Raw genomic sequence first — 19334 nt, 5'->3', positions numbered from 1 at the left:
GCCGTCCGCTGCAATTCCTCCGTCTTCACGGCCGCGCGCCCGCTGCACGAATCCGGTCGATCGGCGAGAATGTTCCAGCGTCCCGCGACAACGGCGAACGTGCTTCACCCGACCGCCGTCCCGTCGCATTCATCGCGGCCAATCCCGTCGCTCCAACCCGTCACCCTTCAGATTCCGGAGAGCAACATGGCACTACGCACCCTCGGCACCTCGGACATCCAGGTTTCCCCGCTCGCCTTCGGCGGCAACGTCTTCGGCTGGACCGTCGACGAAAACGCATCGTTTGCGCTGCTCGACGCGCTCGCCGACACCGGCATCAACTTCATCGACACGGCCGACGTCTATTCGGCCTGGGTGCCCGGCAACCGCGGCGGCGAATCGGAGACGATCATCGGCAAGTGGCTGAAGCGTTCCGGCAAGCGCGACCAGGTCGTGATCGCGACCAAGGTCGGCCTGCTAGACGCGCGTGCGGGCCTCACGAAAGACAACATCCTGAAGGCCGCCGACGATTCGCTGCGCCGCCTGCAGACCGACTACATCGACCTGTACTTTTCGCACCGCGATCTGGCCGACACGGCCCCGCTCGAAGAAACGCTCGCCGCATACCAGACGCTGATCGACGCGGGCAAGGTGCGCATCATCGGCGCGTCGAACTACAGCGGCGCGCGCCTGCGCGAAGCCGCCGACATCAGCAAGCGCGACGGCCTGCCCGCGTACCAGGTGATCCAGCCGGAATACAACCTGATCAACCGCGCCGACTACGAGCGCGATCTCGAACCGGTCGTGCGCGACCTGCAGCTCGGCGTCGTCAACTACTACGCGCTCGCGAGCGGCTTCCTGTCGGGCAAGTACCGCAGCGAGGCCGACCTGAAGAAGAGCGTGCGCGGCGATCGCGTCGCCCGCTATCTCGATGCGCGCGGCCTGCGCATTCTCGCGGCGCTCGACGATGTGTCGGCGAAGCACGGCACGCAGCCGGCCGCGATCGCGCTCGCATGGCAGATCGCGCGGCCGACGATCACCGCGCCGATCGCGAGCGCGACGTCGCTCGAACAGCTCGCGCTGCTCGGCGAGGCGATTCGCGTGCGGCTCGACGATGAGGACATTCGGAAGATCGACGCGGCCAGCGCGGTCTGACGTCGCGTACAAGCAGATGACGGCTTGAATCGCGGCGTTTCGCGCTTCAAGCCGCCGGTGCGAGGCGCGGGTGACGCGAACAGGGACGTCGGCATCGCTCACGCCGCGCGCGCGGGAAGAGCGCCGCGAATCACTCGACCGGCGCGCGGTTTCGGCAATGCGATCCGACAACACGCGCTTCTGTTCCAACTCAACGAAAAAAGTCCACGACACACCGCTGCCCCAGGTCTTCGGCGGCACGCAAACATGCATACCGCCATCGCTTGGCCAGCGCGCGAGATGCGAGCTCGACGAATCACGCGACCACCGCGCAGCTTCAACGAGACGATCCGGCGGCACGCGACTTTTATTCCGTATAACGAAGCAGCTGCGCGTCTCACCGTTCGAACCGAACCGAACCGAACAACATACCCCGCACACGCCCGCACGTTTTGCCTTTCCCGGCCATATTCGTTGACTCACACGGACATCCGGCCGCAACGCGCCGCCGCAAGCGCATCCCGGGCCCGCCCCGGGTCTTTCACCGATTGACCGCGCCCGCCGGCGTATCCGAGACTGCGCCGCTCGGGCGGTCATTGGGAGGACGTCATGCCGGACATCAGCACGGGAATCGTGTCGATCTCGACGCGCGCCGTACGCGGCGACGAACGCGTCGACTTCTGGGTCGACCATGTCGCCCGCTCGCTCGTGCGCATCGAATGCAGCGGCAAATCGTCCGAAGGCATCGACGCGTCGCTGCGCAAGCGCGACCTGGGGCTGCTGGGGGTGTGCGACATCGTCGCGAACCGGCATGCGGTCGTGCGCACGCCGCACAACATCCACGCGGACCCGCGCGACGCCGTGTTCGTGTGCCTGATGCACGAAGGGCAGGGCTATACGTTCCAGGACGTCGAGTGCATCCAGCATGCGCCCGGCGACATCGTGCTGTACGACACGTCGATGCCGTACGGTCACGGCTTTCCCGCGAATATGGCGATGACCGTGCTCGACGTGCCGCGCGACGTGTTCGAAGCGCACGTGGGCCCGTGGCGCCATCGCAGCGTCGTCAAGATCGACCGCGACGACGGCGTCACGTCGTGGGCCGCGCGGCAGCTCTACGCACTGCTCGCCGAACCGCACGAATCGATGCCCACCGCGCGCGAACGGCGCGCCGCCGCGATGCTCGACCTGATGCAGTCGATGCTGCGGCTGCGCGAAGGCGACGCGTCGCCGACCAAGTCGACCGTCCACACGCTGTCGCGCGCGAAGGCATTCATCGACAGCCATCTCGCCGACGACGATCTCGATACCCGGTCGGTCAGCCGCGCGATCAACCTGTCGCCGCGCCAACTCGCGCGCATCTTCGAAATCGAAGGGATGCCGCTCACGCGCTACATCCTCGCGCGGCGTCTCGAACGCTGCCGCGCCGACCTGCGCGACCGATCGCTGAAACACCTGACGGTCAGCGAAATCGCGTTCCGCTGGGGCTTCAACAACAGCGCGCACTTCAGCCGCAGCTATCGCGCGCGCTTCGGCGAGACGCCGAGCGACACGCGCGCGCCGGGCAACCCGCGCTAGCCACTCGTCGCCGGGTTCTCCCGCTGCGCAATCCACGGCCAATGGTCAGCGCAACGAGATCGCTGCATGAGCCGCCGCGGCGCGCCGCCGTGTCCGCGCGAAGCAAGCCCGGCGTCCGCCCCGGTCAAACGGGGACACGCGCCCGTCGCTAAGCTGGCTTCCTGCGCGGCGGTGCTCGTTCCGCCGCCTGACAGCGAGGAGACAAAGCGGGATGGAGACGTACGACCATATCGTCGTCGGCGGCGGTTCGGCCGGCTGCACGGTGGCACATCGACTGGTGAAGGCCGGCAGGCGCGTGCTGCTGCTCGAGGACGGCCCGAAGGACGACAGCCTGTTCATCCGGATTCCGGCGACGTTCATCCGCGTGCTCGGCACGCAGCGCACGGTCACGTTCGAAAGCGAGCCGCAGGCCGGCGCGGCGGGACGCAGGACCTACGTGCCGCAGGGCCGCACGCTCGGCGGCGGCAGTTCGGTCAACGCGATGCTGTACGTGCGCGGCACGCGCGCCGACTACGACGAATGGGCCGCGCTCGGCTGCACGGGCTGGCGCTGGAGCGACGTGCTGCCGGTGTTCAAGCGCGCCGAGTCGCACCTGCGGCTGTCCGAGCCGTTCCACGGCACCGACGGGCCGCTGAAGGTCGGCGACACGCGCTTCCGGCATCCGCTGAGCCTGGCGTTCGTGAAGGCCGCGCAGGAAACCGGCATCGCGTACAACGACGATTTCAACGGCGCCGCGCAGCACGGCGCCGGCTTCTACCACACGACGATTTTCGACGGGCAGCGCGGCAGCACCGCGGCGACCTATCTCGCCGACGCGCTCGGCGACCCGAACCTGCGCGTGCTGACCGGCTGCCGCGTGACCCGCGTGCGTTTCGACGGCCGGCGCGCGACCGGCGTCGAATGGCGGATGGAGAACGGCGCGACCGGCTCGGCCACCTCCCGCGCCGACGTCGTACTCGCCGCCGGCGCGCTCAGTACGCCGAAGCTGCTGATGCTGTCGGGCATCGGACCCGGCGCGCACCTGCGCGCGCACGGCATCGACGTGCTGCACGACAGCCCGGAAGTCGGCGCGAATTTCCAGGACCATCTCGAGGTCTCGATCTACGGCTACAGCCACTCGCCGATCAGCCTGTTCGGCGAGGATCGCGGGCTGAAGGCGCTGCGGCACGGGCTGCAATGGATGCTGACCCGCACGGGCCTGCTGACGTCGAACGTCGTCGAATCCGGCGCGTTCGTCGATACGACCGGCAGCGGCCGCCCCGACATCCAGTTCCACGTGCTGCCGACGCTCGTCGGCGACGTCGATCGCGCACCGCTGCCGGGCCACGGCCTGTCGATCAATCCGTGCCTGTTGCGGCCGCGTTCGCGCGGCTCGGTGCAACTGCGCGGCAACGATCCGGCCGTGCCGATCCGGTTCGACAGCGGCGCACTGTCGGATCCGGCGGACGTCGACGGCCTCGTGCGCGGCGTCGCGCTCGCCCGGAAGATCATCCGCGCGCCGTCGCTCGCCCGCATCGTCCGCGAAGCCGAAGCGCTGACCGACGACGCGCTGGCCGACTACGTGCGGTGCCGCGCGAAAACCGTCTATCACCCGGCCGGCACCTGCCGGATGGGGAGCGACGAAACCGCGGTCGTGACGCCGCGTCTCGCGGTGCAAGGGATCGACGGATTGCGGATCTGCGACGCATCGGTGATGCCGCGCATCGTATCGGGCAACACGAACGCGCCGACGATCATGATCGCGGAACGCTGTGCCGAGTTCATGCTCGCGGAGTGACGCGGCGACTCACGCCGCGACCGGCATGCAATGAAAACGAAAGCGGCGCGTGAGCCACGCGCCGCGTCGGCATCGGTTCCGCTGCTTCAACGTCAAGCGCTGCGCAGCGCCATCGGCGACGCACCGTAGCGCTCGCGAATCGCACGGCTGAAGTGCGCCTGGCTGGAGAAGCCCCACCGAAACGCGATCTCGCCGATGCTCGTCTTGCGCAGGCGCGCGTCGGTCAGCTCGCGATGCGCATGCGTCATCCGCTCGGACCAGATGTGCTGCGTGATCGACTCGCCTTCGGCCGCGAAGAGCCGGCCCAGGTGCCGCAACGACAGCCCGACCGCATCGGCCACCGCCTGTGGCCCGAGCTCCGGATCGCCGAGATGGGTCGCGATGTACTGCTTCGCGGTCAGCAGGTACGACAGCGACGCGCGCGATGCGCGTGCGCCGTTCACTTCGGCGTCGATGAGTTCCGCGACCAGCATGCGCGTGTGTTCGACGAAGCGCGCGGCGTCGTCTTCGACCGGCGCCTTCATGAAGCGCTCGACGCTCGCGCGCAGTGTCGCGCCGAGCATCGCGCCCGCACCCGGTTTCGGCGCGATCCGCAACGGCAGCGCCGCCAGCTCCGCGTCGAATCGATCGTCGAACGTGGCAATCGGGATATCGATCAGCAATTGCCGCATCGGCGTCAGGAATCCGAACAGATAGGGCACGCGCGTATCGTACACGACGATGTCGCCGGCTTCCGCGAGCAGGCAGCGCTCGCGCTGGATGAAATACGCGCGACCGCTCAGGATCTGGCACGCAAACAGCGACTCCTTCGGCAACTGGCGCACCAGCGCGGGGCTGCGCTCGATCACGTGATCGCGCCCGCTGATGTCGGCCACGCCGAGCCCCGGCAGCGCGAGATCGGTCTTCTCGACCTCGAGCCCGGCCGGCGACAGCGACGAGCAGCGCAGGCCGACCAGCGTCGCGGCGTTGAACGCATCCCAGTAGGCCATCCGGTCGCGCACCGGCACGTCGGCCGTCGAGCCGCGCGTGCATGAAAGAACGGTCGAATTCGTCACGTCGCCTCCTGCGGGCGCCCGTCGTGCGGAGCGGCACGGATTGGGGGATGGTGCGTCTGGTTGTTGTTGCGGTGCGATGTCCGGCCGGATCAAGCAATTCGTCCAGCCCAGTCAAGAGCGGCGCGCACCGGCTGGCTAAAGTCGACCCCACGACACCTAACCACAAGGAGACGAACCGTGGTCGACCAAGCCGTATCCGAATTCTGGCAAAACATCGCGCCGATTGCCAATCCGTTCAAGCCCGATGCGCTGCCGGAAGCGTACATCCCGAACGCGGCCACCGAGGACACGCGCTATTACGTTCCGTTCACCGAAACGGTTTCGTCGCGGCCGCTGTGGATCTCGCCGTCGCAGAACAAATGGTGCGACATCCTGATGGCGAAGGAAGCCGGGCTCGTGAACCGGCACTACCACCCGCACGAGGTGTTCGCTTACACGCTGTCCGGCAAGTGGGGCTACCTGGAGCACGAATGGACCGCGACGCGCGGCGATTTCGTGTATGAAACGCCCGGCGAAGGCCACACGCTCGTCGCGTTCGATCATCCGGAACCGATGCGCGCGTTCTTCATCGTCAAGGGCCCGCTGATCTGGCTCGACGACGAAGGCAACCCCGACGGCTACTTCGACGTGCATTCGTACATCGCGATGTGCAAGGCGCATTACGAGAAGGTCGGCCTCGGCGCGCACGCGATCGAGAAGCTGTTCCGCTGACGCGCGACGAGGCCGCCCATGACATCCCGCCCTTCCCCCAAACTCGCATGGACGTACGAGAACAGGCTGCTGCTGATCCTGTTCATGACGTTCGGCTTCGTGTTCTTCGACCGCCTCGCGCTGTCGTTCCTGTTCCCGTTCATGTCGGCCGAACTGCACCTGTCGAATACGCAGCTCGGCATGGTTTCGTCCGCGCTCGCGCTCACGTGGGCGCTGTCGGGCGCCGCGACCGGCGCGTGGTCCGATGCGCGCGGCACGCGCAAGCCGCTGTTGATCGCGGCCGTGCTCGGCTTTTCCGTATGCTCGGCGCTGTCGGGGCTCGTCGGCGGCTTCGCGAGCCTGATCGCGTTCCGCGCGCTGATGGGCATCGCCGAGGGCCCCGTGCTGCCGCTGTCGCAATCGCTGATGGTCGAGAGCTCGACGCCGAGCCGCCGCGGGCTGAACATGGGCCTGCTGCAGGGCTCGGCCGCCGGCCTGCTCGGCGCGATGATCGGCCCGCCCGTCGTGATCGGCATCGCGACCGCCTACGGCTGGCGCGAGGCGTTCTACGTGTCGTGCGTGCCCGGCTTCCTGATCGCGTTCTGCATCTGGCGCTGGGTGCGCGAGGTGCCGCCCGGCGGCGTACGGCACGCACAGGCCGAAGACGCGGCCACGCACGGTACGCAGACGGCCGGCGGCACCGCGATCGACCGCTGGGCGCTGCTGAAGGAGCGCAACATCCTGCTCTGCGTGCTGATCAGCTGCTTCTTCCTCACGTGGTTCATCGTGATCATCTCGTTCGCGCCGGTCTTCCTCGTCGAGAGCCGCCACCTGTCCCCGGCCGACATGGGCGTCGTGATGACGTGCCTCGGCGCCGCGTGGGTGTTCTGGGGCTTCGCGGTGCCGGCGATCTCCGACCGGATCGGTCGCAAGCCGACGATGATCGCGTTCGCGCTGATCGCCGCCGCCTGCCCGGTCGTGATGATCCACGTCGATTCGCTCTGGGCGCTCGGCGCGCTCGTGTTCGTCACGTACACCGGCCTCGGCTGCTTCACGCTGTTCATGGCGACGATCCCGGCCGAAACGGTGCCGCCCCGCGCGATCGCCAGCGCGCTCGGCCTGATCATGGGCGCGGGCGAGCTGATCGGCGGCTTCGTCGCGCCGACCGTCGCGGGCTTCGCGGCCGACAAGTACGGCCTGCAGTTCGCGATGTGGACGTCGGCCGCCGGCGCGATCCTCGCGTGCGTGCTGTCGTTCGGCCTGGTCGAAACCGCGCCCGCGGTGCTGCGCAAGCGCGCGCGCGCCGATGCCGCTCCCCGTCTCGATACGCAAAACCTCGGAGGACGCTGACATGCGCGCACTTCAATGGCACGGCCCGCGCGACATCCGCCTGGTCGATCTCGACACGCCGCGCGCCGGGCCCGGCGAGGTTCGCATCGCGGTCGCGTATTGCGGCATCTGCGGCAGCGACCTGCACGAATACGCGGACGGCCCGCACGCGATTCCCATCGACGCGCCGCATCCGCTGTCCGGCCGCACCGCGCCGCTGACGCTCGGTCATGAGTTCTGCGGCACCGTCGTCGAAGTCGGTGCGGGCGTCACGACGCTGGTCCCCGGCGACCGCGTGGCGGTCGAGCCCGAGTATCACTGCCACCAGTGCGCGTATTGCCGCGCAGGGTCGTACAACCTGTGCGTGTCGATGGGCTTCGCCGGCCTGATGGGCGACGGCGGGATGGCCGATTTCGCGGTCGTGCCGGCCTACATGCTGCACCGCCTGCCCGACGACGTCAGTCTCGAACAGGCCGCGGTGATGGAACCGGCGGCCGTCGCGCTGCACGCGCTGCGGCGCGGCGAACTGCGGCTCGGCGACACCTGCGCGGTGTTCGGGCTCGGGCCGATCGGCCTGCTGCTGGTCATGCTCGCGAGACTGCAGGGCGCGACGACCATCGTCGCGGTCGACGTGTCGCCCGAGCGGCTCGCGGCGGCCGCGCGCTTCGGCGCGACGCACGCGTTCGACGCGCGCTCGCTCGACGCCCCGGTGCTGCGCGACGCGATCCGCGAAGCGGCGGGCGGGCTCGGCGTCGACGTGAGCTTCGAGGCGGCCGGCCTGCCGGCCACGTTCGAGGCGGCGATGCAGGGGCTGCGCAAGGGCGGCCGCCTCGTGATGGTCGGCCTGATGCCGCATGCGGGCTTCGATGCGTTCCGCGCGGTCAACGACGAGCTGACCTTCACGGCGAGCGTCGGCTACCGGCACGTGTACGAAGACCTGCTGCGGCTGATCGGGTCGGGCGCGCTCGATCTCACGTCGATCGTCACGCGCACCGTCTCGCTCGAGGACGCCGTCGGCGACGGCTTCGACGCGCTGCTCGCCGATCGCGCGCAGATCAAGATCCTGGTTGCACCATCGCGCCGGCATGCGCGCCCTGTTCACACCGTCGGGAGCATCGAACATGAGCCGCCCCTGGTCGTTTGACGGCAAGACCGTCGTTGTCACGGGCGGCACGTCGGGCATCGGCGCGCGCACCGCGTGGCGTTTCGCGGAAGCGGGCGCGTCGGTCGTCGCGCTCGGGCTCGATGCCGCCGGCCCGCATGCGCCGGTGCATCCCGGCATCGGCTGCGTCGAGCTCGACGTGACCGACGACGCAGCATTGACGCGGCAGATCCGCTCGCTGCAGCGCGTCGACGTGCTCGTCAACGGCGTCGGCATCAGCCGGCACGCGGACGAATACCGGATGGACCAGTTCGAACTCGTGCTGAACGTGAACCTGACGTCGGTGATGCGGGCGTCCGACGCCGCGCTGCCGGCACTCTCGGCGAACGGCGGCAGCATCGTCAACGTCGCGTCGATGTACACGTACTTCGGCAGCAAGGATCGCCCGGCATACAGCGCGAGCAAGGGCGGCATCGCGCAACTGACGCGCTCGCTCGCGCAGGCGTGGGCCGAGCGCGGCATCCGCGTGAACGCCGTGGCGCCCGGCTGGATCGACACGCCGCTCAGCAGCGGGCTGATGGCCGACGCGCAGGCGTCGCGGCGGATTCTCGATCGCACGCCGCTCGCGCGCTGGGGCACGGCCGACGAGGTCGCGGACGTGATCCTGTTCCTGTGCTCGCCCGGCGCATCGTTCGTCACCGGCGCGATCGTGCCGGTGGATGGCGGGTATTCGACGGTCTAGCGCCGGGCGCGCGAGGGCATCGGCGCAGGAGGTGTGCGTCGGTGTCCGCGTGCCGGAATGCCGGCGTGCCGTTTTCGGCTTACGTTTTCGGCTCCTGCTTTCGGCTCCTGTTTCCGGGCGCGACCCGATCGACCGTTGCACGTTTCACTATCTTCATATCAATCAGTAGTCCAATCAAAAATATTCCGGCGTGACCGGACATGTGAGGAGCACTTTGGAGATGACGAAAAAGACCTTGCTGGCCCTCGCGGCCTGCACGATTCCGGCCGCCTCGTTCGCGCAGAGCAGCGTGACGATGTTCGGGCTGCTGGACGCCGGCCTCAGCTACGTGAGCAACGAAGGCGGCCACGGCAACGCGAAATTCGACGACAACATCTTCTTCCCGAACCTGCTTGGTTTCGAGGGCAAGGAGGACCTCGGCGCCGGCACGTGCGCGATCTTCCGGCTCGTCGATCAGTTCTCGCTCGCGAACGGATCGATGATCGGCGGCGGCCTGTTCGCGCGCACGGCCTATGTCGGGCTGCAGAACGACCGCTACGGCACGCTCACGCTCGGCAACCAGTACGAGTTCATGGTCGACGCGCTGGCCGCGAGCGGCAACGAGATCGCGCAGGATCTCGTCGGGCTGTACGGCTTTCGCAACGGCCCGTTCGACAAGCTCGCGCTGCCGAACAACCCGACCGGCGCATTCGACTGGGATCGCGTCGCGGGCAGCAACCGCGTCGCGAATTCCGTGAAGTACACGAGCGCGTCGATCTCGGGCCTGACCTTCGGCGCGCTGTACGGCTTCGGCAACGTCGCGGGATCGGTCGGCGCGAACAATACGGTCAGCGTCGGCGCGAGCTACGACAACGGCCCGTTCGGCGCCGGCGCGGCCTATACGAACCAGAAGTACGGCGCGGCGGGCGGGCTGCCGGCCACCACCGTGCGCAACTGGGGCGCGGGCGCGCACTACACGCTCGGCACGGTCACGGCGAAGGCGCTCTTCACGACCGTGCACAACGCGTGGAACGGCGCGGGCGCGTGGTCGGCGGAAGCCGGCGCCGCGTGGCATCCGTCGCCGGTCTGGGTGATCGGGGCGAGCTACACGTACATGAAGGGCAACGACACGCTCGACAACGCGCATGCGCACCAGTTCCTGGCCGGCGTCCAGTACTGGCTGTCGAAACGCACGATGGTGTATGTCGCGGGCGTGCATCAGCGTGCAAGCCACGGCAGCAACGCGCAGATCAACGGCGTGATGGATGCGAACGGCGCGTCGAGCGGCGCGCTGCAGTCGGTCGCGCGGATCGGGTTCAGTACGCGGTTCTGATCGACGTCGGCGTTGAACGGAAAACGCCCGCCCGGTCGATGCCGGGCGGGTTTCCGTTGGCGGGTCATGTCGTCAGAAGCGAAGCCGTCAGAAGCGAATGGTCACCGATTTCGGCTCGGTATAAGCGTCGATGAACGACGAGCCATACTCGCGTCCGATACCGGAGCCCTTCGCGCCGCCGAACGGCACGGCCGGGTCGACCAGCGTGTGCATGTTCACCCACACGGTGCCGGCTTCGATCCGCGGCACGTAGCGCAGCGCCTTCGACAGGTCGTTCGTCCACAGGCTCGCGGTCAGCCCGAACGGCGTGTCGTTCATCATCGCGATCAGTTCTTCCTCGTCGTCGAACGGCACGAACGCGCCGACCGGCCCGAAGATCTCCTTGCGATACGAAGCCGATTCCAGCGAGCGCGGCAGCACGATCGTCGGCTTCACGTAGAAGCCGTCACGCGCATACGCACCGCCGCCGGTGACGATCGTATCGCCCTCCATGCGCGCGAGCTCGAACGCGTCGAGACACTTGCGGAACTGCGGCTCGTTGCAGACGGGGCCGATCATCCCGGCGTCGTCCATCGGGTCGGCCGGCTGGAAGCTGTCCAGGCGCGCCTTCATCTTCTCGACCACTTCGTCGAACTTCGCGCGATGCACGAAGAAGCGTTCCGCCGACGCGCACACCTGCCCGCTATGCAGGAACCCGGCTTCGACGATGCCGTCGAGGATCTTGTCGACCGGCGTATCCGGCAGGAACGCCGCCGCGTTCTTGCCGCCCAGTTCGAGCGTGAAGCGCGTGAAGTTCGCGTTGACGGCCTCCGCGCCGATGATGCGGCCGGTCGGCACCGACCCCGTGAACGACACCTTCGCCACGCGCGGATCGCGGATCACCTTCGCGCCGACCTGGCCCGTGCCGTTGATCACGTTGAGCGTGCCGGGCGGCAGGCCGGCTTCGGTCGCCAGTTCGGCGATGCGCAGCATCGTGAGCGGCGTGAACTCCGACGACTTGATGAGCACCGTGTTGCCGGTCGCGAGCGCCGCGCCGAATTTCCATACCGGGATCATCACCGGGAAATTCCACGGAATGATCCCGAACACGACGCCCAGCGGTTCGCGCAGCGTGAACGACGTGTAGCGCTCGCCGTTCATGCTCGGGAACGACGGGGCGAGCGTTTCGCCCGCGATCTTCGTCGCCCAGCCCGCGTAATAGCGCAGCCAGCGAGCCGACCAGCCGACTTCGATCACGCGCGACAGCCCGATCAGCTTGCCCGACTGCGCGGTTTCGATCTGCGCGATCTCTTCGCCGTGCGCGTCGATCAGGTCGGCGAAACGCAGCAGGATGCGCTCGCGATCGGCCGGCGTCAGGCTGGCCCACTCGCCGCGGAACGCGCGATGCGACGACGCGACCGCGGCCTCGACGTCGTCGTCGGTCGCCTGCGCGACGGAGCCGATCACCGCGCGCGTCGACGGATCGCGCACGTCGATCCGCTCGCCGCGGCCGGCTACCGCCCGGCCGTCGATGTAGTGACCGTGTTCGCGCGCGAGAAACGCGCTGACTTCGTCCAGCATCCGTACCCGTGCCATCTGTATCCCTCCGGAATTCGAATTGAGTGAAAGGCCCGACTTGCCGGCCGCTCTTCGATTCTAGGGACGCGTCGCGCACTCGGATCGGCGTTGCGTGCACACTTTTGGCTTCAGCGTGCAGATCGGTGCGATGCAGCGGTTTCCCTGTGGAAACCGCCATTGACGCTGAAAGTCGCTGCTGCCGACGATGATTGCGTTTCGCCCCCGCGTCCAAGCCGAATGCATTAAGCTCGACGCATTCCCCGGCCCTCTCCCTCTTCCGGCAATGGCACACGAACTCGTCGTCGACGCCAGCAACAGCAACGCGAATCTGCGCGACCTGATCGCGGACAGCTTCCTGCCGCTGCTCTTTCACGACACCGGCCCGCAGTTCCGGATGTCGGTGCGGGTTGCCACGGTCGGCGGCCTGCGGATGGCGGAGGTCGACACCACCGCGATCCGCGTCGATCGCGACCGCTCGCTCGCGTCGCGCGCCGACAGCGACTGCTACAAGATCCTGTTCCAGATCGCCGGACAAAGCCGCGTCACGCAGCGCAACGCGGCGTCGACGGTCAATCCCGGCGAGTGGGTGATCTACGATGCGACGCAGCCGTACATGATCGAATCGGCGAACGCGTCGCGCTTCGTCGCGGCGTTGACGCCGCCGAGAAGCGGCACGATGTGGCGCTGGTTCGTGGAGCGCGCGGGCGTGCAGGTCCGTCGAACCGTCGGCAATGCGCAATTGGCGCTTCAATCGATCCATTACCTGATGGACGGACAGGTGCCGAACGATCCGGAAAGCCTGTTCGGCTTCGAGCAGTCGACGCTGATGCTGCTCGATTCGGTGATCCGCCGCGAGGCGAGCGATTCGCTGAGCGGCGCCGATGCGCGCAGCGCGACGCTGCGGATGAATGCGGAAATCCACCTGTCGCACCACTACAGCGATCCCGACCTGTCGCCGGACAAGCTCGCGAGCGCGCTGAACGTGTCGCGGCGCACGTTGTACAGCGCGCTGGCCGCGACCGGGCGGACGCCGCAGAGCCTAATCCAGGAATACCGGCTGCAGGCGAGCAAGCGCGCGCTGGAGGATCCGGCGGATCCCAACCGCAACCTGCTGGAGCTGGCGATCGCGTGCGGCTTCTCGGACATCACGCATTTCGGGCGCGCGTTCAAGGCACGGTTCGGATGCAGCCCGGGGGCGTATCGCATCGCATGTCGCGGTATTTCGGAGGCGTGAAGCGGGATCGCCGCGAACTGCAGCGATTTCGATGAACGATCCCGGGGTCGACGCTCGCGTGCTCCGGGGAATATTCATCATCAGCAGCCTGGCATCGCCGCCCGGTGTCGACCACACGTGCATTCGTGTCATCTCGACACGGTTCGACGACGTGGGCCAACGCACATGCGATCGTCCACTTGCGATTCCGGCGTGCCGGCTCGACGGTCCGTTACTGCAAAAAAACGGCGACACCACGCGTATCGCCTCGTCCGGCCTCCGCACATGTCATTCAACATGATCAGCATTCAATGCGACGCTTGAAGCCGACACTATGTGCAACACGCGCCACAATCAGGCCCAACTTCCACTCGACGAGCTCCGCATCTTCACCTGATTCCATCACTCGAAAATAATATGCACTACTACGGTGCCAATCCATAGTGCTGACTACCCATTGATGCATCATTTGATGTCTGACATTCTGGAAGCGTGTCAGCGATGCATGGAATGTAACAAACATGAATGGATTTCGTCTTGAAAATGAAATTTCTTGCGCATGCAACGTAGACAGCCCGGACCTTGCGCCCCCCACACGTTCGAAGACGGAATCTCCTGTTGTTTCGCCCGACGAAACACCCCCCGCACGCCCCGACTGTCTCAGGATTGCCCGCCTGATCGATGTCCTTCGGACACCGGCATGCCATTTCGACGAGAACGGGCGGGTCGTGAGCATCAACGATGCATGGCTTGCCTACGCGGATCGCTCCGCCGAGGCCACGTATCGACTCCAATGGACGGAGTTGATCCATCCGGAGCACCGATGCACCGCCGAGTCGACACTTCACGCGGCGCAACCCGGCTCGGTACACGAAACGCTGGAGTGCCGGCTGGCGGGTTCCCACGGCATCGACCAGTGGTTCACCGTCGACCTTCACCGTGTCGACGACGGATGGCTCTGCACCTGCACGAATATCCATGACCTGAAGGCCAAGGAAATCGAACTGAAGAGTCACACGTCGATACAGACAGACATGCTGAATATCAGCATCGACTGCATCAAACTGATTTCGCCGACAGGCAACGTGCTGCACATGAACCGCGCCGGATGCCAGGCGCTGGGCGTCGACGAAGACTCGGGATTCGGTATGCCGTGGCTGCCGCTCCTGCCCGAAGACGTGTGGCCCGACGGAAATGTCGCGCTCGAATCCGCCAGGAACGGTGTGTTCGGCAGGTTTCCCGGGCGCAGCGAGCGTCCGGGGCGCGACGTTCAATACTGGGACAACATGCTGACGCCGATCTTGGACGCCGATGGAAAAACGACCGCCATTCTGTGTGTTTCGAGAGACGTGACGCGCGAGCGCGTGGCGCTCGATCTGCTTCGGCGAAGCGAAGAAAGGCTGGCCATCGCGGCCCGCGTCGGCGGACTGGGAATCTGGGACTACGACATCGCATCGGACACACTGCACTGCGACGAGAACTGGCATCGAATCATGGGCCACGCTCCCGGGAAGGCGATTACCTCGATCGACCAGTTTCGCGCGTTGATTCATCCGGACGACGTCGACAAGGCGATGAAGGTCACTCGGACCGCGGAGGAATTCAATTCGTTCGGCAGGGATTATCGCGTCGAGTATCGCGTCATTCAGCCCAACGGCGAGATTCGATGGGTTCAGTCCACCGCCTATCCGCAGCATGAAGACGGCGTGACCCAGCGAACGATCGGGTTCGTGCTCGACGTGACGAAGATTCGTCTGGCGGAGCGGCGCCGGGAGGCATGGCTGCACTTCATTTCCCACGACATGCGCTCGCCTCAGGCATCGATTCTCGCGTTGATCGATCTTCAGCGAGCCGCTGAACCGGCCCCGCCCGCCAAGGACCTGCTCGATCGAATTGCCGCGTACGCGCGCCGTACGCTGGCACTGGCCGACGACTTCGTTCTGCTGGCGCGCGCCGAAGCACCGACCTGGTCACTGGTGGAAACGGATATCGGCAGCGTGGTACTCGATGCGATCGACGAACTGTGGGCACTCGCTCAAGCGCGCGGCATCCGGCTCGACGTGAACGTCGGGGACGAGATCTGCATCGCACGCGTGGAACCCTTCCTGCTGATGCGCGCGGTCGTCAATCTCGTGAGCAATGCCATCAAGTTCAGTCCTGGCAATGCGACGGTAACCGTGCGCCTGACCGGCGTCGAACATGGCTACGCCATTTCCGTTGCAGACCACGGGCCCGGCATATCGGCCGAAGCCCAACAACGTCTGTTCGAGCCATTTCAACGGCTGCAAGTCGAACCGCCTCGTTACCCTTCGGGCGCCGGTCTCGGGCTGGCTTTCGTGAAGACGATCGCCAAGCGCTATGGCGGCAACATCGATTTGCATACCCGCCCGGGCGAAGGCTGCACGTTCATCCTGACGTTGCCGGGTGTCTCGTCGATACAGGACGGTGCCTGATGCCGGTTCCTTGAAGCGTCGCCCCGCCACGCGCCCGCAAGATGCCACGTACTCTGAAGCGGTGTCAGTCCATGCGGGCTCGCGCTTTGGATATTGAAACGATCGACCACCGACGCCTCATTCGCGGTTCCCGGTTTCCGACCAGTCATCAGGAACGCCCATCACCGGTTTCATTGCGCAATCAATGGGGCGGGCGGCCCCTGGTCGACAGGTCCGTGTACCGGTCAACTACGCAGGAACGCAAGAAGGTCCTGGTTGAGCTGAGCCTTGTGCGTTTCGGTCAAACCGTGCGGCGCCCCCTTGTAAATCTTCAGAATGGCGTGCGGAACCAGTTTCTTCGTGGCGCGCCCGCCGACGTCGACCGGCACGACTTGATCGTCGTCCCCGTGCACGATCAACGTCGGCATGTCGAACTTGCTCAGATCCGAAGAAAAGTCCGTTTCCGAGAATGCCCGCACCGAGTCGTAAGTGTTCTTGAAGCCCCCCATCATTCCCTGGCTCCACCACGAGTCGATCATCCCCTGAGACACCTTGGCGCCGGGACGGTTGAAGCCATAGAACGGGCCGCTGGCAATCTCCCTGAACAACTGTGACCGGTCAGCAACCATCCCGGAACGGATGGCATCAAAAACCTCTATCGGTACCCCCTGCGGATTGGCGGGAGTCTTGAGCATCAACGGCGGAACGGCCGAAATCAGCCCGACTTTCGTCACGCGCGAGCCACCATGGCGGCCGATATAGCGCGTGACTTCGCCCCCTCCGGTCGAAAAGCCGATCGCCGTCACGTTCTTGAGGTTCAGCCTGTCAATGACGGCAGCCAGGTCGTCGGCGTAGTGGTCCATGTCGTTGCCGTCCCACGGCTGGCTTGATCTTCCATGCCCACGCCGGTCATGAGCAATCACCCTGAAGCCGTTCGACGCAAGGAAAAATGCCTGGTTGTCCCAACTATCAGAACTAAGGGGCCAGCCGTGGCTGAGTGTGACTACCGGAGCGTCCTTCGGTCCCCAGTCCTTGTAGAAAATTTCCACGCCGTCCCTGGTGATGATCCTGTCCGCCGATTGATTTCTCCTCGCGCCGGAAACCGCAGTGGACTTCGACAAGCGCCCGGTGGTTGCGTCCGCTGCAGCCGGTACAACGGCAGCGACGGTTGCCAGAACACCGCCCAGCATCAGACCTCGACGGCTGGCATCGTCGGGAGACAGGTGAGAATCAGGCTTCATGCAATATGCTCCTGTTGTGGAAGAAATCGTCATGCCGGCCGATCGATCGGCCAGACGAACCCGCCGCGCCGTTGGCGAATTTCAGATACAAGCACGCGCTCACGAGGCGATTGGAACTCGCGATCATGTTTGCTCGATATGGCGGGAATCGTAGGACGGCCATTAACCCGGCGGTAGCTACGTAGAAGTGCTCACGGTGTTGTTCAAACAGCACCAATCCGCGCGTCTCAACATGCCCTCGCCCGGACCAACTCAGGACATGTGGGGGATTGCGGCGTGAAGATGAACGCGGTCGGCCATCGAGATTTCGACGCCGGAGCAGACGCCGGGCCGAATATCCGCACCTCACGCATATCGACAGGAATCACTCGACGATTTTGTCTCGCCGGCCAAATTTGAGCGTCTCATTCATGTCGGCCCATGTTCCTTCTCGCGCTATCTGGATCGAGCGAGCTGTTGCGAGACGAAATCGATGAATATTCTCGCGCGGGCGGGCAAACCTTTTCCGAATGCGTGCAGCGCAATGACCGGCACCGCACTCAACTTCACGTCAGGCAGCACCTCTGTCAACCGGCCGGAATCGAGATCAGGCTGTACTGCCGTTCTCAGAATCTGGGCGATACCGAGTCCGTTCAATGCAGCCACTCTCATCGCATCACCATTGTCGGCATCGAACATGCCATCGATGGGGATGCTCGTTCCGTCGGCAAAAACGATCGGTACGACGCGTCCGTCGAGTTTGTAACGCACATGAAGATGCGCAACGAGATCGTCCTTTCCCTTGGGCATGCCATGCTTGAGCAGATAGTTCGGGGAAGCCACGAGCACCAGCGGCAAGCTCATCAGCGTGTGCGCATAGAGTCTGCTATCGACGGCGCGCCCGGCTCTGATGGCGATATCGAAGCCCTCACGGATCACATCGACGTGACGATCGCTGATGTTGACTTCGAGTGACAATTCGGGATTGCTGCCCATCAATTCCCGCGTGATCGGCTCGAGCAGGGTCCGCCCCAGATCGACTGGAAGGCTCACGCGCAACTTTCCTACCGCTTTTTCAGGCGTCGTCAGAACGTCGCTCGCATCCTCGAGACCTCGCATGAGCGGCGCAACGCGCTCATAGTATGTTTGCCCTTCGCTCGTCAGGACGAACGCCCGCGTCGACCGCTGAAACAGCGTTACGCCGAGCCGCTTCTCCAGCCTTGCGACGCTCCTCGACACGGCGGACGGTGTCGTTTCGAGCGACCGTGCCGCGGCCGTGAACGATCCTGCCTCGACCGACCTCACGAACGCTGGAAGACCGCTGAATTTCTCGAATGCCATTCGTGACTCTTCGGCAAAATTGATAGTTCCGTTGCATGACTACAGCACTCGAAGTCCCCGGACTATATTGGCGCCGTACGCCAGATCGGCGCGAAACAACGGAGATTTCAATGAATCGACTCGCAAACAAGGTTGCCGTCATTACGGGTGGCAACAGTGGAATCGGGTATGCCACGGCAAGGCTGTTCGTCGAGGAAGGTGCAAACGTCGTCATCGTGGGCCGTCGCTCCGAGGCCGTGACCGCGGCCGTGGCGGAACTCGGAAATCGCGCGACGGGACTGACAGGAGATCTCGCCGATCTTCGAACGCACGATCGCGTCGCAACCCTGGTGGCCGAACGGTTCGGCGGCGCCGACATATACGTCGCGAATGCCGGCGTCAATACGATCGCACCGTCGAGCCAGGTGGGCGTCGAGTCGTATGACGAACATTTCGCCACCAATACCAGAGCCGTGTTCTTCGGCGTGCAAAAGATCGCGCCCCACGTGCGCGACGGCGGAGCGATCCTGTTGACGAGTTCGATCGCCAGTTCCAAAGTGTTCGACGGACATGCCGTTTATGCGGGAACGAAGGCCGCCATCGAAGCATTTGCCCGCAGCTGGGTGCTCGAATTCAATACCCGCGGCATCCGGGTCAACGTAATCAGTCCCGGTCCCACCGACACCCCCATTCTTTCCAAGCTCGGTATCGAATCCGCTGACCGACCGGCATTCGAGGCTGCCGTCTCTGACAGCATCCCGCTCGGCCGTTTCGGCCGCCCGGAAGAACTGGCTCGCGCCGCACTGTTTCTCGTCAGCAGCGAAGGGAGCTTCGTCAACGGCGTGAACCTGAATGTCGACGGCGGGATGTCGCTGCGCTGACCTCCCGCCAGGG

The 19334-nt window shown here is 65.6% G+C and carries 16 protein-coding genes; 11 read left to right on the top strand and 5 right to left on the bottom strand.

What is annotated here, in order from left to right; translation table 11 throughout:
• The first annotated feature begins 186 nt into the window (after positions 1-186).
• The 3 genes from DIE16_RS28475 (at position 187) to DIE16_RS28465 (ending at position 4468) form a co-directional block, all read left to right on the top strand.
• Positions 187-1134 (top strand): aldo/keto reductase, encoded by a 948-nt coding sequence (locus DIE16_RS28475; protein WP_124489009.1) that lies wholly within the window; start codon positions 187-189, stop codon positions 1132-1134.
• A 588-nt stretch (positions 1135-1722) separates the two neighbouring features.
• The gene (locus DIE16_RS28470) at positions 1723-2691 is read left to right on the top strand and encodes a helix-turn-helix domain-containing protein (RefSeq protein ID WP_124524110.1); all 969 of its coding nucleotides are present in this window, start codon (positions 1723-1725) and stop codon (positions 2689-2691) included.
• Positions 2692-2878: 187 nt separating this feature from the next.
• Positions 2879-4468 carry a GMC family oxidoreductase gene (locus DIE16_RS28465; RefSeq protein ID WP_409333461.1) on the top strand — a complete coding sequence of 530 codons (1590 nt, stop codon included), beginning with the start codon at positions 2879-2881 and terminating at the stop codon, positions 4466-4468.
• Positions 4469-4560: 92 nt separating this feature from the next.
• Here DIE16_RS28465 and DIE16_RS28460 read toward each other — a convergent pair whose 3' ends face one another.
• Entirely contained in the window at positions 4561-5523 is a 963-nt protein-coding gene (locus DIE16_RS28460) for a helix-turn-helix domain-containing protein (protein ID WP_124893863.1), read from the bottom strand.
• A gap of 177 nt (positions 5524-5700) precedes the next feature.
• On the opposite strand from DIE16_RS28460, the gene DIE16_RS28455 reads away from it, so the two are divergent.
• The 5 genes from DIE16_RS28455 to DIE16_RS28435 all read left to right on the top strand — a co-directional run bounded on the left by DIE16_RS28455 (position 5701) and on the right by DIE16_RS28435 (position 10698).
• The gene (locus DIE16_RS28455; RefSeq protein WP_124524104.1) at positions 5701-6234 is read left to right on the top strand and encodes a 2,4'-dihydroxyacetophenone dioxygenase family protein; all 534 of its coding nucleotides are present in this window, start codon (positions 5701-5703) and stop codon (positions 6232-6234) included.
• Between the two features lie 18 nt (positions 6235-6252).
• Entirely contained in the window at positions 6253-7563 is a 1311-nt protein-coding gene (locus DIE16_RS28450; RefSeq protein WP_124524102.1) for an MFS transporter, read from the top strand.
• Between the two features lies 1 nt (position 7564).
• Complete coding sequence (locus DIE16_RS28445; protein ID WP_124524100.1) at positions 7565-8686, top strand: 2,3-butanediol dehydrogenase; 1122 nt, start codon at positions 7565-7567, stop codon at positions 8684-8686.
• Positions 8664-9386 carry an SDR family NAD(P)-dependent oxidoreductase gene (locus tag DIE16_RS28440; protein WP_124524098.1) on the top strand — a complete coding sequence of 241 codons (723 nt, stop codon included), beginning with the start codon at positions 8664-8666 and terminating at the stop codon, positions 9384-9386. The genes DIE16_RS28445 and DIE16_RS28440 overlap by 23 nt, the downstream gene beginning before the upstream one ends.
• A gap of 220 nt (positions 9387-9606) precedes the next feature.
• Positions 9607-10698 (top strand): porin, encoded by a 1092-nt coding sequence (locus DIE16_RS28435; RefSeq protein ID WP_124524097.1) that lies wholly within the window; start codon positions 9607-9609, stop codon positions 10696-10698.
• 87 nt (positions 10699-10785) lie between these two features.
• On the opposite strand, the gene DIE16_RS28430 is transcribed toward DIE16_RS28435, so the two are convergent.
• Positions 10786-12273, bottom strand: coding sequence for an NAD-dependent phenylacetaldehyde dehydrogenase (locus tag DIE16_RS28430; protein ID WP_124524095.1), 1488 nt, complete (start codon positions 12271-12273; stop codon positions 10786-10788).
• Positions 12274-12538: 265 nt separating this feature from the next.
• Here DIE16_RS28430 and DIE16_RS28425 point away from each other — a divergent pair, with 265 nt between their 5' ends.
• Positions 12539-13489, top strand: a complete 951-nt coding sequence (locus DIE16_RS28425) for a helix-turn-helix domain-containing protein (RefSeq protein WP_124524093.1) — start codon at positions 12539-12541, stop codon at positions 13487-13489.
• Positions 13490-13769: 280 nt separating this feature from the next.
• Here DIE16_RS28425 and DIE16_RS28420 read toward each other — a convergent pair whose 3' ends face one another.
• A complete protein-coding gene (locus DIE16_RS28420) occupies positions 13770-13991 on the bottom strand; it encodes a hypothetical protein (RefSeq protein ID WP_124530155.1) in 222 nt (73 codons plus the stop codon).
• A gap of 205 nt (positions 13992-14196) precedes the next feature.
• On the opposite strand from DIE16_RS28420, the gene DIE16_RS28415 reads away from it, so the two are divergent.
• Entirely contained in the window at positions 14197-15921 is a 1725-nt protein-coding gene (locus DIE16_RS28415) for an ATP-binding protein (RefSeq protein ID WP_185702672.1), read from the top strand.
• A gap of 224 nt (positions 15922-16145) precedes the next feature.
• Here DIE16_RS28415 and DIE16_RS28410 read toward each other — a convergent pair whose 3' ends face one another.
• Together DIE16_RS28410 and DIE16_RS28405 are read right to left on the bottom strand one after the other, a co-directional pair.
• Positions 16146-17141: an alpha/beta fold hydrolase gene (locus DIE16_RS28410; RefSeq protein ID WP_124524091.1), complete on the bottom strand. Its 996-nt coding sequence runs from the start codon at positions 17139-17141 to the stop codon at positions 16146-16148.
• Positions 17142-17576: 435 nt separating this feature from the next.
• The gene (locus DIE16_RS28405) at positions 17577-18461 is read right to left on the bottom strand and encodes a LysR family transcriptional regulator (RefSeq protein ID WP_124524089.1); all 885 of its coding nucleotides are present in this window, start codon (positions 18459-18461) and stop codon (positions 17577-17579) included.
• Positions 18462-18571: 110 nt separating this feature from the next.
• Between DIE16_RS28405 and DIE16_RS28400 the strand changes: the two genes are divergently transcribed.
• Positions 18572-19321, top strand: coding sequence for an SDR family NAD(P)-dependent oxidoreductase (locus tag DIE16_RS28400; RefSeq protein ID WP_124524087.1), 750 nt, complete (start codon positions 18572-18574; stop codon positions 19319-19321).
• Positions 19322-19334: the final 13 nt, after the last annotated feature.

This window comes from Burkholderia sp. Bp9090 (assembly GCF_003857985.1).
Classification (GTDB): Bacteria; Pseudomonadota; Gammaproteobacteria; order Burkholderiales; family Burkholderiaceae; genus Burkholderia.
Note: the sequence above shows the minus strand (reverse complement) of the source record. Positions and strands in the feature narration are given on the sequence as shown.